This window comes from Streptomyces sp. NPDC007971 (assembly GCF_042958635.1).
Lineage (GTDB): Bacteria > Actinomycetota > Actinomycetes > Streptomycetales > Streptomycetaceae > Streptomyces.
The window spans coordinates 379,366-392,471 of record NZ_JBIBJK010000006.1 but is presented as its reverse complement, the minus strand read 5'-3'; the positions used below and the strand labels follow the sequence as shown (position 1 = coordinate 392,471).

The window sequence follows — 13,106 nt, the reverse complement described above, 5'->3', positions numbered from 1 at the left end:
GGCGGCTGACCAGCGGCTCTGTGCCGTGAGTATGCCCGATCAGCGACCTCCAGTCACCAGTTAACGACCGCTTACTTCAAGATTCCAGCCGGAACTCCCCACATCTCCGAAATTGGTCCGAACCATTGACGCAGTGGTCTAGTCCTCCTACTGTGCATGACCAACGCTTTACCGCGTTCATGCCAACCGGCGCGCGTTCCCCTCCCCCCACGAGGAGACACCGGATGCACACTCCCCACCGTCCCCGCGCCCGGCTGCGGGCGCTCCTCGCCGCAGCGTGTTCCGCCGCCCTCGGCGCCGGACTGCTGGCCGGCGCGGGCACCGCGACCGCAGCCGCCCCCGCGGCTCCGCAGGTCAAGGCCGGCTCGAAGGTCGTCGGCTACTTCACCGAATGGGGCACCTACGACCGCAAGTACTACGTCAGGAACATCGAGTCCTCGGGCTCCGCGGCCAGACTGACCCACATCAACTACGCCTTCGGCAACGTCACCGGCGGCAAGTGCGCCATGGGCGACTCCTACGCGGCCGCCGACCGCGCCTACACCGCTGCCGAGTCGGTCGACGGCGCCGCCGACACCTGGGACCAGCCGCTGCGCGGCAATTTCAACCAGTTGCTGAAGCTGAAGAAGAAACACCCGGGCCTGAAGGTCCTGTGGTCCTTCGGCGGCTGGACCTGGTCCAGCGGCTTCGGCGAGGCCGCGAAGAACCCGGCCGCCTTCGCGCAGTCCTGCTACGACCTGGTGAAGAACTCCAAGTGGGCGGGGCTCTTCGACGGCATCGACATCGACTGGGAGTACCCGAACGCCTGCGGCAACACCTGCGACACCAGCGGCCGGGAGGCCTTCAGGAACGTCATGTCCGCCCTGCGGTCGAAGTTCGGCTCGAACAGCCTGGTGACCGCGGCGATCACCGCCGACGCCTCCGGCGGCGGCAAGATCGAGGCGGCGGACTACGCGGGCGCGGCCCCGTACGTCGACTGGTACAACCCGATGACGTACGACTACTTCGGCGCCTGGGACGCGTCCGGACCGACCGCGCCGCACTCGCCGCTGACCTCCTACTCCGGCATCCCGAAGGCGGGCTTCAACACCTCGGCGACCATCGACAAGCTCAGGGGCCTGGGCGTCCCGGCCGCCAAGCTGCTGCTCGGCATCGGCTTCTACGGGCGCGGCTGGACCGGCGTCACCCAGGCGGCGCCGGGCGGCACGGCGACCGGCCCGGCGGCGGGGACGTACGAGCAGGGCATCGACGACTACAAGGTGCTCAGGACCAAGTGCCCCGCGACCGGCACGGTGGGCGGCACCGCCTACGCCAAGTGCGGCAACAACTGGTGGAGTTACGACACCCCGGCGACCATCGCCACGAAGATGGCGTACAAGAACCAGCAGGGCCTCGGCGGCACCTTCTTCTGGGAGCTGAGCGGCGACACCGCCCACGGTGAGCTGATCAAGGCCATCAACTAGCGATCGACCAGCCCCGCACAGGGGGAGCCGGGAGCGGAGGACCACGAGCCTCCGCTCCCTGCCGTCAGCCTCCGCTCCCTGCCGTCAGCCGTCGCGGCGGGCCGGCTGCGGGGCCGGGTAGGCGGGATCCAGTTCCTCGACGGCGCGCAGGGCTCCGCCCAGGGTCTTCACGAGCAGGTCGCGCATGGTGTCGCGGGCGATGCCGGGGCGGTCGATCCAGTCGAGGGTGGCCCCCTCCACGCTGCACACCCAGGAGAGCAGACCCATGCGGGCCAGCGGGGCGATGTCACTGCGGCCGTAGGCCCCTTCGGCGATGGTGGCGATGATCGCCTCGCGCACCCCGTCCCGTACGGCGTGTACCTCGGTGTCGAAGCCGACCCCGCCGCTGACGATGGTGCGGTAGGCGGCCTGGTGGTGCTCGGCGAAGCGCAGATAGCTGTCGACGGTGCGGTGGACGCGGTCCACGGCGGGCAGTTCCAGGCCGCTCGCGGCGAAGGTGACCAGATCGGCGACGGAGTCCTGGATGATCGCCAGGTAGTAGCCGCGCTTCGACTGGAAGTAGTAGTAGATCAGCCCCTTGGCGACATGCGCCTGGCGGGCGATGTCGTCCATGGACAGCGCGTCGTAGGACGTGTCGGCGAACAACTTCCGCCCGATGGCGATGAGTTCGGCACGGCGCGCCACGGAGCGCTCGGTGCCGCGCACCTGGGGACGGGCGGCGGCACGCTGTTGACGCATATTCAAATTCGACCCTGGTCTAGGAGGTCGGTGGGACCTCCGCAGTATGTCAGAACAACCGGGGCCGCTCGGGTGAAGCGCCGGTGGCCTGCCGCGTGGGCGGCCGGGCCGGAGCGGCGCCTACCGGGTCAGAGCAGGCCCAGCCGGGTCACGAGCATCGCGACGACCGCGACGAGCACCCAGCCCAGGACGTGCTCCAGGATCTTCGGGCCGTCGTCCTTGGGGCCGCCGGTGCGGACGCGGGTGACGGTGGCGGACTGAGCGGTCATGAGCTTCTCGCAGAGGTCGGACGTACGGAGTGGAGTCCCCCACCCATTTGTCCACCTTGCCACCCGCGACGGCGTTTGCGGCAGAGATGTTGCTCACACAGGTCGGGTCAGTGCACCCCCACCGCCGCGAGTGCCTTGCGCTGACGCGGGGTCGGGTGGGCCGGGAAGTAGAGGTAGCAGACCCCTCCGGTGCCGGAGACGACCTTCCCGGAGGCGTTGTACCGCTTGGTGCGCAGCCAGATGTTCTCGAACTCCCGCCGCAGGTACACCCGTCGCACCGCCGCATCGTCGGCCGAGGCCGGGTCATTGGCGATCACGTCGCCGTCCGCGGTGAAGCCGATCACGGTCATCAGGTGGCCCGAGGTGCCGTACCCGGCGCCGGTCAGCTCGGTCTTGAGGAAGGACTGGGACGTTATGGCCGGGATGCCGGCCGCGATCAGCGTCTCCAGGTCGGTGAGCGTGGCCAGCCGCGTGACCACACCCTGCAGACCCGAGAAGGTGGCCGCGTAGGCGGCGTTGAAGGGCCAGTTGCCGCAGCCCTCGTACTGGTAGTCGTAGGTGAAGCGGGCTGCGTTGTCGACCTGCGGGTCGGTGTAGGACGGGTCGACCCAGGACAGCTGCTCCGGGGTGAGCCGGCCGCCCCAGTACTCGATGATCATCTGCGAGGAGGTGGGGCTGCACCAGGCCTCGCCGCCGTTGTCGTACTCCGGGTACTGGCCCTTGTGGATCTCCTGCGAGTACCGCGGGACGCCCAGCTCCTGGGCGAGGCCGGGGGCGGAGGCCGGGACGGTGAAGCGGTCGGGGATGTCGGAGCCCATGGCGCCGAGCCGCCACACGCTCGGGGTGAGGCGGGTGCCCGGCCTGCGGTAGAGGGTGAGGCGCAGCCGGTACGAGGACAGGCGCAGGCCGGTGCTCGCGTCGTCGATGGCGAAGGTGTCGGTCCAGACGGTGCTCCTGCCGTCCTTCTGGCCGTCCACCGAGGTCCGCTTGATGTCCTGGTCCCCGGCCGCCCAGCGGCCCATGACGTACCAGGGGGTGGCGGTGCCGTCGGAGTAGGTGCCCTGCAGCTCGACCTGGAGCCAGGTCCCGGCCGGCGTGTCGGCGTTCCAGGAGGCGACGACCTCGGTCGCCGGCACGTCGAGCCGGTGCACCGGGCCGGTCCAGGTGGCGTACTCCCAGGTGGCGGTGGTGTTGGTGTGCGGGTCGGTGTAGTCGGTGCGGCCCACGGGGGTGCCGATCACGACGCCGGGGCGGTGGCCGGGGACGGCACGGACGCCCTGTGCGGTGCCGCTGCGCCAGTCGCGGTGCGTGGTCCAGGCGTGGTAGTCGACGGGGCGGGCCGAGGCCCGGCCGGGGTCGTCGGCGTCGGCGGCGGGAGCCGGTGCGGTGGCGGCTGCCGCGGGTACGGCTCCCGCGGAGACCGCCGCGGCCACGGCGGCGGCGAGGACGGTTCTGCGGGACGGCTGCTGGGCTCTGCTCATGGGCGCGGTTACCCCCAGGTGTCCGGGTCGGGGCTGGTCCGGTGCACGGTTGTGTGCGCCAACTATGAAGCAGGCGCCATGCCCCTGCCAGCACTTCCGCGCATGCCGCGACACGAATATTGGTCTGATCCTCTGAAAGCGGTGTCGGCCGGTGCGCCACGGCCCCGGCGCGGGGCATGACTCCCTGCGCCGGGGCCGTGGCGGCGGGTGCGGTGCACTGCGCCGAGGCTGTGACGGGGGGTGCGGTCAGATGAGGTCCATGGCGGCGATCTCGTCGGGCCGGCCGTAGCTGACCGGGCCCTGGAAGCGGCGGCGGGCGGTGGTGAACCACCAGACGGTGGCCACCAGCAGCACGACGGCCAGCGCGATCGGCGCGTAGTTGAAGGAGTCGACGGTGATCGGCGAGGCCTGCGGCAGCATGAACAGGACGCTGCTGAGCAGGATCCAGACCACCGCGACCCAGCCGACCGGCCTGCCCCAGCGGCCCAGATGCCAGGGACCGGCCTGGAACTCGTCGCCGAGCCGCAGCCGCAGGAAGATCGGCACGGCATAGGCGAGGAAGAGCCCGACCACGTTGACGCTGACGATGGCGGTGAACGCCGTGTGCGACCACCAGCCCGGCAGCACCAGGGCGAGCGAGCAGCCCACCGCCAGCCACACCGCCTTGACCGGGGTACGGGTGCGCAGCGAGACCGAGTGCCACCAGCGGGAGCCGGGCATGGCGCCGTCCCGGGAGAAGGCGAAGATCTGCCGGGTGTTGCTGGTGAGGTTGGCGAGCCCGCAGAAGAGCATCGCGCCGATCACGATGAGCAGCATCACCTTGGCGACACCGAGGCCGAGGCCGTCGATGAGAATCTGGACGGGCGGTCCCACGGGGGAGCCGACCACCTTGCGGTAGTCGCTAATGCTGTAGACCAATGCAAGCATCAGGATCAGGCCGGTGATCGCCGAATAGCCGACGGCACGCGTGATCCCCTTCGGGGCGTTGACCGTCGCCCGGACCGTTTCCTCGGACATGTGGAAGCTGCCGTCGAACCCGGTGAAGGTCCAGCTGGTGACCAGCAGACCGAGCATGCCGCCGTAAACCCCGCTCGTGAAGCCGGTGTTGTTCTCGAAATGCGTCACGAAGGACACCGGCTGATGATGACCGGGCATCACTATGAGTGCGCCCACGATCACCACGAGTCCGATCAGCAGCCACCACACGGAAATCCGGTTCAGCAGGGCGACCAGTTGGACCGTGTAGGTGTTGGCCAGGCCTTGCAGCACGATGATCAGAGCCGTGATCAGGACAGTCTGGTGCGTGGTGGGCCGGTACGAGGTCCACTGCAGTTGGACGAACGCCTGGATGAAGGTCGCGGCCGCGTAGCCGGTGGCCGCGGTGCCACCGATCTGCCCCACGAAGTTCAGCCAGCCGGTGAACCACGACCAGGCGCCCTTGTGCCGCTTGGCGAGTTTACCGGCGGAGAAATACAGCGCACCGCTCGTCGGATAGGCGGAGGCGACTTCCGCCATGGCGGCGGCAATGAACAGAACCATGACGGAGACGCCGATCCAGCCGAACACGAGAATACGGGGGCCGCCCGCGTTCATGCCGAATCCGAAAGACGAGAAAATACCCGAAAGGATATTGATGATGGTGAAGGAGATCGCGAAATTGTCGAACGCCTGGAAGCGCCGGGTCAGTTTTCGCGGATAACCCATCGCATGCAGGGTCGCGTCGTCGTCCAGTGCGATCGAGTCTTCTCCCCCGCGGGCCTTCGCCCGTGGAGTCGATATCCGTTCCGACACAGATCGACCTTTCTCTTGGTGGGGGCAGAGCAGGTGCGGGGGTCAGGCGGGTCCCGGAACGGGCAGGCCACAGGAACGCCGGGCCCGGGAGAGCTGCTCGGAGGGGTCGCCGAAGGCGCTCCAGGGCATGCGTGAGGCGTACGGGCCCATCGCCGCGAACACCGCCCGGGCCTCGAACTCGCGCTGGCCCATGACCAGCGCATGCGCGAGGTAGGCCAGGTCGAGCACCGGGGTGAAGCGGTAGCCGGCCACCGCGGGCAGCCAGTTCTGGTAGATCCCCAGTGCGGTGGAGCGCCACTGGGGCTGTTCCCAGACGCGGTCGGCGAGCAGCTGGGTGGGGTTGTAGCTCTCCACCAGGGCCACCAGGGGCAGCAGCCGGAGGGCGGAGTCGACGGGTGCCCGCTGGCTGAGGAAGGCGGCCACGTCCCAGGCGGCGTTGACCGAACCGCCGTGACGTGTGAAGAAGCACGACAGGAAGCGGTGATGGCCCTCGCGGTGCCACGGGTCCAGCGTCAGGACATGTGCGAACAAGCGCCAGGGGCCGGGCGGCGCGGTGAGCAGCCCCTGCGGGGCGGGGTCGCGCAACCGGTGCAGCCGGGCCATGGCGAGCTTCGCGACCCAGGGGGTGGGGTCGTCGGGGGCCATGACGGCGGCCCGGCTGCAGGCGGCCAGCGCTATCCGCTCCAGCGCCTCGGCGCGCTCGTCGTGCGCATCGGCGGCGCGCACCGCCCGCTGCACCGCCACCCGGGCCCACATCAGCGCCGCCTCGGGGGTCGGCTCCTCGGCCAGCCAGCGCTCGACCAGGTCCGTGCCGGCCGCCTCGGAGGCCAGCACCAGGGAACGGTGGGCGCGCAGGGCGAAGTCGGAACGGGTCTCGGCGAGGGCTTCGTACGCGCTCAGATAACGCCCGGCGCGCACATCGACGCATACACCCGCCAGGACACGGTCGTCGGCCGCCGGATGCCATACATAGTGCCCTTCGAATAACTCCGCGGCCATGCTCCCCTGTCCGTCCCCGTTTGGCGCTTCGCAGTTGCGCAGGAGGCACCTTACTCAGCAGTCGGCGCGCCGGGAACGCCGAGCTGCACATATCGGTCAGCCGATTCGGCAAGTTAATCCGTTTGATTGACCGGCGGTCAGCCAGTGGTTCAAGGAGTGACGTTTCCCGGGCCGCCGGCCCCGTCAGTATGGGCCGCTACTAGACTGTTTCCGGAAAACACCCCACACCGCACCACACCTCAGGAATCGCCATTCACGACCTCGCCGCCCGGCTGCGCGGGCTCCCCCCCTCTGTGGGGCCGGTCCGGCTCATCGGTGTCGACGGGCACGCCGGCTCCGGCAAGTCCACCTTCGCCGGACGCCTGGCCGCCGCGCTGGGCGGGGCGCCGGTGCTGCACCTCGACGACATCGCCAGCCACGAGCAGCTCTTCGACTGGACGGAGCGGCTCCTGGCCCAGGTGATCGGCCCGCTCTCCCGCGGCGAGAGCGCGCACTACACCCCCTACGACTGGAGGGCTCGCGCGTTCGGCGCACCGCGCCCGCTGCCGTCCGCTCCCGTGGTCGTGATCGAGGGGGTGGGCGCCGGGCGGCGGGCGCTGCGCCCGTATCTGGCGCGGCTGCTGTGGATGGAGCTGCCCCACGAGGAGTCCTGGGCGCGCGGACGGCAGCGGGACGGCGCGGAGCAGCGGGAGTTCTGGGCCGGCTGGGTCGCGGCGGAGCGCGCGCACTTCGCCGCGGACCCTTCGCGCCCCCATGCCGATCTTCTGGTGCTCCAGACACCGGAGGGGTACGAGGTGCTGCCGGGGCCCGCGACGACCGTTGGACCGGACCATGACGTCACTCACCGTGACGGTCCGTCCGCTGTGTGGTGAACCTGTGAAGACCCTTGCGGGGGAACTTTCTTGAGTGCCCCGAGGCCGCTTGACCCGGGGGCCGTACAGGTCTTACGTTCTCAATGTGCGGCCATGAAGAGCCGCCCTCCAGACGCGAAGCCCCCGGTTGTTCCCCCGTGATCGGGGGCTTCGTTCTGCCCTCGGACCGTTTTCCGGACGCCCCGCGCACCGATCCGCTCACCCTCGGTCACCGCCCGCCGTGCGCCCCGTCTGCTCCCACCTCGTCAAAGGGCCCGTGCGGCACCCTTCGGCACGCGGTCTTCCCACGGGTACGATGCCCTCGGTGCGACCTTCGAGCGGCTGCCTCGCGCACCTGCAACTCCGGTCCGCGGCACGGCGGTTCGGCCGCGGCGTCCGCCGGGCACCTGCCCGGTGGTGAACCGACGGGGGCACGGTCTGTGGGGGACGTGATGGACTTCGGCACGCAGGGCCCCGAGGCCCCGGCCGACCTCGCCTGGCTGCGGGGTGTGGACGCCTACACGATGGGTGCCTATCCGCAGGCGGAGGAGGAGTTCCGCGCCGCGGTGCGGATGGATCCGGGCATGGCGGACGCCTGGCTCGGGCTGCACGCGTTACGGGTCGACACGACGACCGCGCTGCTGCGGATGTTCCGCCACCGGGACCGCTTCGGGGAGCAGCGCGCCCGGCACCACCGGACCATCAACTCCTGGTACTGGCTGGGCTGGTGGGTACAGCCGGTCCTGGAGAGCCCGCGTGATCTGCTGCTCGCCCATGCCTCCCACTGGCTGGACGGCCGGCACGTACCGGAGCTGGACCGGGCCCTGGCCGGACTGCCTCCGGTGGACACCGATCCGCAGGTGCGCTTCCTGCACGCCTGCCGCGCCTATCTGGTCAAGGACTGGGACCAGCTGGTCCGGCACACCGACCCGCTGCTCGACGACGCCATGCTCGGCATCGAGGCGGGTCTGTTCGGCGGCATGGCGCGGGTGCGCCTGGAGATGTACGGGCAGGCCGAGCCGCTGCTGTCGGCGGCCCTGATGCGCTGCCGCAGCGAGCAGCCGCAGCGCAAGGAGCTGCGGTACTGGCTGGCGCGGGCGCACGAGGGCACGGGCCGCAGCGCCGCGGCGCTGCCGCTGTACCGGGCGGTGCACCGGGTGGATCCCGCCTTCATGGACACCTCGGCCCGGCTCGCCGCGATCGCCGAGGGCGACGGGTACGACGATCCCGCCGACCTCGCGGCGATCACCCTGACGGGTGCGGGGCAGGATGCGGTGGACGGGCCGGACACGCTCGATCCGCTCTTCGGCATGGAGGGGCGGGATCTGCGGCTGCCGGAGCCCGACCTGCCGACCGGGCCCCTTCCGTCGGTCTCCGATCCGGCCGTACGGATCAAGAGCGGTGTGCCGTCGCCGTCCTCGCCCCTGCCGGCGGGTCCGACCGATCCCGCCCTGCTGGAGGAGGCGCTCGCCGAGCTGGAGCGGATGGTGGGGCTGGAGCCGGTCAAACGCCAGGTCAAGGCGTTGTCCGCGCAGCTGAACATGGCCCGGCTGCGGGCCGGGCAGGGCCTGCCCGTGCAGCCGCCCAAGCGGCACTTCGTCTTCTCCGGTCCCTCGGGCACCGGGAAGACCACGGTCGCGAGGATCCTCGGCCGGGTCTTCTACGCACTGGGGCTGCTCGGCGGCGACCACCTCGTGGAGGCCCAGCGGGCCGATCTGGTCGGCGAGTACCTGGGGCAGACGGCCGTGAAGGCCAACGAGCTGATCGACTCCGCGATCGGCGGGGTGCTGTTCGTGGACGAGGCGTACTCGCTGTCCAACTCCGGGTACGGCAAGGGGGACGCCTACGGGGACGAGGCGCTCCAGGTGCTGCTCAAGCGGGCCGAGGACAACCGGGACCACCTGGTGGTGATCCTGGCCGGCTACCCGGAGGGGATGGACCGGCTGCTCGCCGCGAACCCCGGGCTCTCCTCCCGGTTCACCACACGGGTGGACTTCCCCTCCTACCGGCCGCTGGAGCTCACCGAGATCGGCAAGGTGCTGGCGGCGGAGAACGGGGATCTGTGGGACGAGGAGGCGCTGGACGAGCTGCGCTCCATCGCCGGGCACGTGGTGGACCAGGGGTGGATCGACGAGCTGGGGAACGGGCGGTTCCTGCGGACGCTGTACGAGAAGAGCTGTGCGTACCGGGATCTGCGGTTGTCGGTATATCCCGGGGCGCTGTCCCGACAGGACCTGGCCACGCTGCGTCTGCCGGACCTGATGCAGGCGTACGGGGAGGTGCTGTCGGGACGGGGACCGCAGGATCCGTCGGCCATGTAGCGCACGCCCCCGAGGGGCGCGGGGAACCGCGCGACCGGCCCCCGCGCACCCGCGGACGAGGACGGCGCCACATGGGCTGCGCGGCCTACGTGGCCAGCGCCTCCTCCGGCTCACCGCTCACCCTCGGCTCGGAGACCTTCGCCTCCGCACTCTCCCGGTGCGCCGGATCCCGTACCTCGCCCACCAGGAGCTCCAGTACGTCCTCCAGGGCCACCAGGCCGAGCACCTTGCCGGAGCCGTCCGCGACCTGGGCCAGATGGGTGGCCGCTCGGCGCATGACCGTCAGGGCGTCGTCCAGGGGGAGTTCCGCGCGCAGGACCGTCATCGGACGCCAGACGCGCTGGGGGACGGCACGGTCGGAGTCCTCCAGGTCCAGGACGTCCTTGACGTGGACATACCCCATGAAGGGCCCGGTCCCTGCCGTCACCGGGAAGCGGGAGTAGCCCGTGCGGGCGGTCAGCCGGACGATCTCGCCCGGTGTGACCGACGGGGCCACCGTCACCAGGGACTCGCGCGGCAGCAGGACGTCCGTCACCGGGCGCGAGCCCAGCTCCAGCGCGTCCTCCAGCCGCTCCTGCTCCTCGGGGTCGAGGAGGCCCGCCTGGCCGGAGTCCTCCAGCAGCCGGTTCAGCTGCTCGCTGGTGACGACCGCCTCGACCTCGTCCTTGGGCTCGACGTGGAAGAGCCGCAGGATGCCCTGGGCACAGGCGCCGAGGGCCACGGTGATCGGCCTGCACACCCGGGCGAAGTACACCAGGCCGGGGCTGAGCCACAGCGCCGCCTTCTCGGGGGCCGCCATCGCGAGGTTCTTCGGGACCATCTCGCCGATCACCAGGTGGAAGAAGACCACTCCGGCGAGCGCGATCACATAGCCCAGCGGGTGGATCACGCCGTCCGGCAGACGGACCGCCTCGAACAGTGGTTCCAGCAGATGGGCCACGGTCGGCTCGGCGACCGCGCCCAGCGTCAGGGAGCAGACGGTGATGCCGAACTGTGCGGCCGCCATCATCTGGGGCAGCCGCTCCAGGCCGTACAGCACCTGGCGGGCCCGGGCGGTGCCGAGCGGTTCGATCTGGCTGCGGCGGACGGAGACGAGCGCGAACTCGGCGCCGACGAAGAGGCCGTTGGCGAGGACGAGCAGCGCGGCGAAGACCAGTTGGAGGACGCTCATCGGACGGCCTCCACGACACCGGCCACCGGGGCCGCCCTGACCAGGCGGACCCGTTCGGCGCGGTAGTGGCCGACCTGGCGGACCAAGAGCCGCCAGCCGGGCAGTTCGGCGCGGTCGCCGGGGGCCGGGATGCGGCCGAGCAGGTCGGCGACCAGGCCGGCGACGGTCTCGTAGGGCCCCTCGGGCACGTCGAGGCCTATGCGCTGCAGGATGTCGACGCGGCAGCTGCCGTCCACGTCCCAGGCGGGCCTGCCGTCCTCGGGCGGGACGGCGGCCAGCTCGGGCACGTCCAGGCCGTCGTGTTCGTCGCGGACCTCGCCGACGAGTTCCTCGACGATGTCCTCCAGGGTGACCACACCGGCCGTGCCGCCGTACTCGTCGACGACGACCGCGATGGGCTGCTCGCTGCGCAGCCGGGCGAGGAGCGGCTGGACCGGCAGGGTCTCGGGGACCAGCAGCGCCTTGCGGGCGATGCGGCCGACCGGGGTGCGCAGCCGGTCGGAGGCGGGGATCGCGAGCGCGTCCTTGAGGTGGGCCATGCCGACGATCTCGTCGATCTTCTCCCGGTACACGGGGAAGCGGGACAGGCCGGTGGCCCGGGTGAGGTTGACCACGTCCTCGGCGGTCGCCGAGTCCTGGAGGGCGCTGACCTTCACGCGGGGTGTCATGACGTGCTGCGCGGTCAGGTCGCCCAGGGACAGGGTGCGCACGAACAGGTCGGCCGTGTCCTGCTCCAGGGCACCGGCCCGGGCCGAGTGCCGGGCGAGGGAGACCAGTTCGCCCGGGGTGCGGGCGGAGGCCAGTTCCTCGGTGGGTTCGACGCCGAGCGCGCGCACCAGCCGGTTGGCGACCGTGTTGAGCGCGGCGATCACCGGGCGGAACAGGCGCGAGAAGTGGTGCTGCGGGCCGGCCACGAACCGGGCGACCTGCAGGGGCCTGGACACCGCCCAGTTCTTGGGCACGAGTTCGCCGATCACCATCTGGATCGCCGAGGCGAGGAGCATGCCGACGACCACGGCGACACCGGAGGCGGCGCCGTCCGGGATGCCGAGCGCGCCGAACGGGCCGCGCAGCAGGGAGGCGAGCGCCGGTTCGGCGAGCATGCCGACGACGAGGGAGGTGATGGTGATGCCGAGCTGGGTGCCGGAGAGCTGGAAGGAGAGCTCCTTCAGCGATTCGACGACCCTGGGGGCGCGCTTGTCGCCCTCGGCGGCGGCCTTCTCGGCCTCCGGGCGCTCGACGGTCACCAGGCCGAATTCCGCCGCCACGAAGAAGCCGTTGGCGAGAATCAGCAGGAACGCGGCTCCGAGGAGCAGCAGGGAGAGAGTCATGGTGCCACCGCCTCCGCGGTAGCGCGGAAGCGGTCCGCGCTATGGGAGGGGGCGGCGCAGGTACTGCAGGACGATCCGTCCATCGCCGGAGAGGGTCACTCCTCGGGTAGCAGGAGCCCCTGTGCACCGGGCGGAGCGCAGGGGCGGAGGCGCAGTGGAACGCGCCTCCCCCACCAGATTAATCAAGACAGCGGCCGCTGTGGCAGGGTGGACGGCCCCGAGTCAGCCCTGATCTTGTGCGATGCGGTCCGCGGAGCGGGCCTCGGCGAGCGCCCTGAGGGCCTGTGCGTCGGCTATGGCGCGCTGCTTGGCGATGCCCGGCTGGATGCCGAGCGCGGGCAGGCTGGTGCCGTCACTGAGGTCGAGGAACACCCAGGGGTCGCCCGGACGGAGGTTCACCTGGAGGATCTCGGCCCAGTCCAGGCGCCGCCTGGTGACGATGTTCACTACGGTGACGCCGGTCTCGTCGGCGACGACCTTCACCCGGGCGAGCTGGGCGAGCACCCAGAAGATGAGTGCCCCGGTGAGGACGAAGGTGAGCTGGTCCCCCGGGCCGAACTGCTCCAGGAGCAGTGCGATCCCGGATATCACCAGGAAGATCACGACACCGGCGGTGAGCAGGATCGCCCGGGTGAGCCCCGGCCGGAAGGTGACGGGGAGGCTGGGCGCAGGGGTCTGGTCGGACATGGCG

At 70.8% G+C, this 13,106-nt stretch carries 11 protein-coding genes; 3 read left to right on the top strand and 8 right to left on the bottom strand.

Features of this window, described 5'->3' with window-relative positions; all coding sequences use genetic code 11:
* The first annotated feature begins 224 nt into the window (after positions 1–224).
* Positions 225–1,463 carry a glycosyl hydrolase family 18 protein gene (locus tag ACFZCP_RS15650; protein ID WP_391427571.1) on the top strand — a complete coding sequence of 413 codons (1,239 nt, stop codon included), beginning with the start codon at positions 225–227 and terminating at the stop codon, positions 1,461–1,463.
* Positions 1,464–1,547: 84 nt separating this feature from the next.
* Here ACFZCP_RS15650 and ACFZCP_RS15645 read toward each other — a convergent pair whose 3' ends face one another.
* The 5 genes from ACFZCP_RS15645 to ACFZCP_RS15625 all read right to left on the bottom strand — a co-directional run bounded on the left by ACFZCP_RS15645 (position 1,548) and on the right by ACFZCP_RS15625 (position 6,741).
* Entirely contained in the window at positions 1,548–2,207 is a 660-nt protein-coding gene (locus ACFZCP_RS15645; protein WP_362687008.1) for a TetR/AcrR family transcriptional regulator, read from the bottom strand.
* A 122-nt stretch (positions 2,208–2,329) separates the two neighbouring features.
* Complete coding sequence (locus ACFZCP_RS15640) at positions 2,330–2,470, bottom strand: SCO1431 family membrane protein (RefSeq protein ID WP_362687005.1); 141 nt, start codon at positions 2,468–2,470, stop codon at positions 2,330–2,332.
* A 107-nt stretch (positions 2,471–2,577) separates the two neighbouring features.
* Positions 2,578–3,951 carry a C39 family peptidase gene (locus ACFZCP_RS15635; RefSeq protein WP_391427570.1) on the bottom strand — a complete coding sequence of 458 codons (1,374 nt, stop codon included), beginning with the start codon at positions 3,949–3,951 and terminating at the stop codon, positions 2,578–2,580.
* 246 nt (positions 3,952–4,197) lie between these two features.
* The gene (locus tag ACFZCP_RS15630; RefSeq protein ID WP_391427569.1) at positions 4,198–5,742 is read right to left on the bottom strand and encodes an amino acid permease; all 1,545 of its coding nucleotides are present in this window, start codon (positions 5,740–5,742) and stop codon (positions 4,198–4,200) included.
* Positions 5,743–5,784: 42 nt separating this feature from the next.
* Complete coding sequence (locus ACFZCP_RS15625; protein ID WP_391427568.1) at positions 5,785–6,741, bottom strand: hypothetical protein; 957 nt, start codon at positions 6,739–6,741, stop codon at positions 5,785–5,787.
* 251 nt (positions 6,742–6,992) lie between these two features.
* Between ACFZCP_RS15625 and ACFZCP_RS15620 the strand changes: the two genes are divergently transcribed.
* Positions 6,993–7,613, top strand: a complete 621-nt coding sequence (locus tag ACFZCP_RS15620; protein ID WP_391427617.1) for a uridine kinase — start codon at positions 6,993–6,995, stop codon at positions 7,611–7,613.
* 431 nt (positions 7,614–8,044) lie between these two features.
* Complete coding sequence (locus tag ACFZCP_RS15615) at positions 8,045–9,913, top strand: AAA family ATPase (RefSeq protein WP_391427567.1); 1,869 nt, start codon at positions 8,045–8,047, stop codon at positions 9,911–9,913.
* Between the two features lie 85 nt (positions 9,914–9,998).
* Here the strand turns inward: ACFZCP_RS15615 and ACFZCP_RS15610 are convergent, their stop codons facing one another.
* The 3 genes from ACFZCP_RS15610 to ACFZCP_RS15600 form a co-directional block, all read right to left on the bottom strand.
* Positions 9,999–11,084, bottom strand: a complete 1,086-nt coding sequence (locus ACFZCP_RS15610) for a CNNM domain-containing protein (RefSeq protein WP_391427566.1) — start codon at positions 11,082–11,084, stop codon at positions 9,999–10,001.
* Complete coding sequence (locus tag ACFZCP_RS15605; protein ID WP_391427565.1) at positions 11,081–12,415, bottom strand: CNNM domain-containing protein; 1,335 nt, start codon at positions 12,413–12,415, stop codon at positions 11,081–11,083. The genes ACFZCP_RS15610 and ACFZCP_RS15605 overlap by 4 nt, the downstream gene beginning before the upstream one ends.
* A gap of 222 nt (positions 12,416–12,637) precedes the next feature.
* Positions 12,638–13,102: a PH domain-containing protein gene (locus ACFZCP_RS15600; RefSeq protein WP_391427564.1), complete on the bottom strand. Its 465-nt coding sequence runs from the start codon at positions 13,100–13,102 to the stop codon at positions 12,638–12,640.
* Between the last annotated feature and the right edge of the window lie 4 nt (positions 13,103–13,106).

Coding starts and splice junctions, on each gene's coding strand:
- ACFZCP_RS15650 (WP_391427571.1), top strand. CDS start 225: ATGCACACTCCCCACCGTCCCCGCGCCCGGCTGCGGGCGCTCCTCGCC.
- ACFZCP_RS15640 (WP_362687005.1), bottom strand. CDS start 2,470: ATGACCGCTCAGTCCGCCACCGTCACCCGCGTCCGCACCGGCGGCCCC.
- ACFZCP_RS15635 (WP_391427570.1), bottom strand. CDS start 3,951: ATGAGCAGAGCCCAGCAGCCGTCCCGCAGAACCGTCCTCGCCGCCGCC.
- ACFZCP_RS15625 (WP_391427568.1), bottom strand. CDS start 6,741: ATGGCCGCGGAGTTATTCGAAGGGCACTATGTATGGCATCCGGCGGCC.
- ACFZCP_RS15615 (WP_391427567.1), top strand. CDS start 8,045: ATGGACTTCGGCACGCAGGGCCCCGAGGCCCCGGCCGACCTCGCCTGG.
- ACFZCP_RS15610 (WP_391427566.1), bottom strand. CDS start 11,084: ATGAGCGTCCTCCAACTGGTCTTCGCCGCGCTGCTCGTCCTCGCCAAC.
- ACFZCP_RS15605 (WP_391427565.1), bottom strand. CDS start 12,415: ATGACTCTCTCCCTGCTGCTCCTCGGAGCCGCGTTCCTGCTGATTCTC.
- ACFZCP_RS15600 (WP_391427564.1), bottom strand. CDS start 13,102: ATGTCCGACCAGACCCCTGCGCCCAGCCTCCCCGTCACCTTCCGGCCG.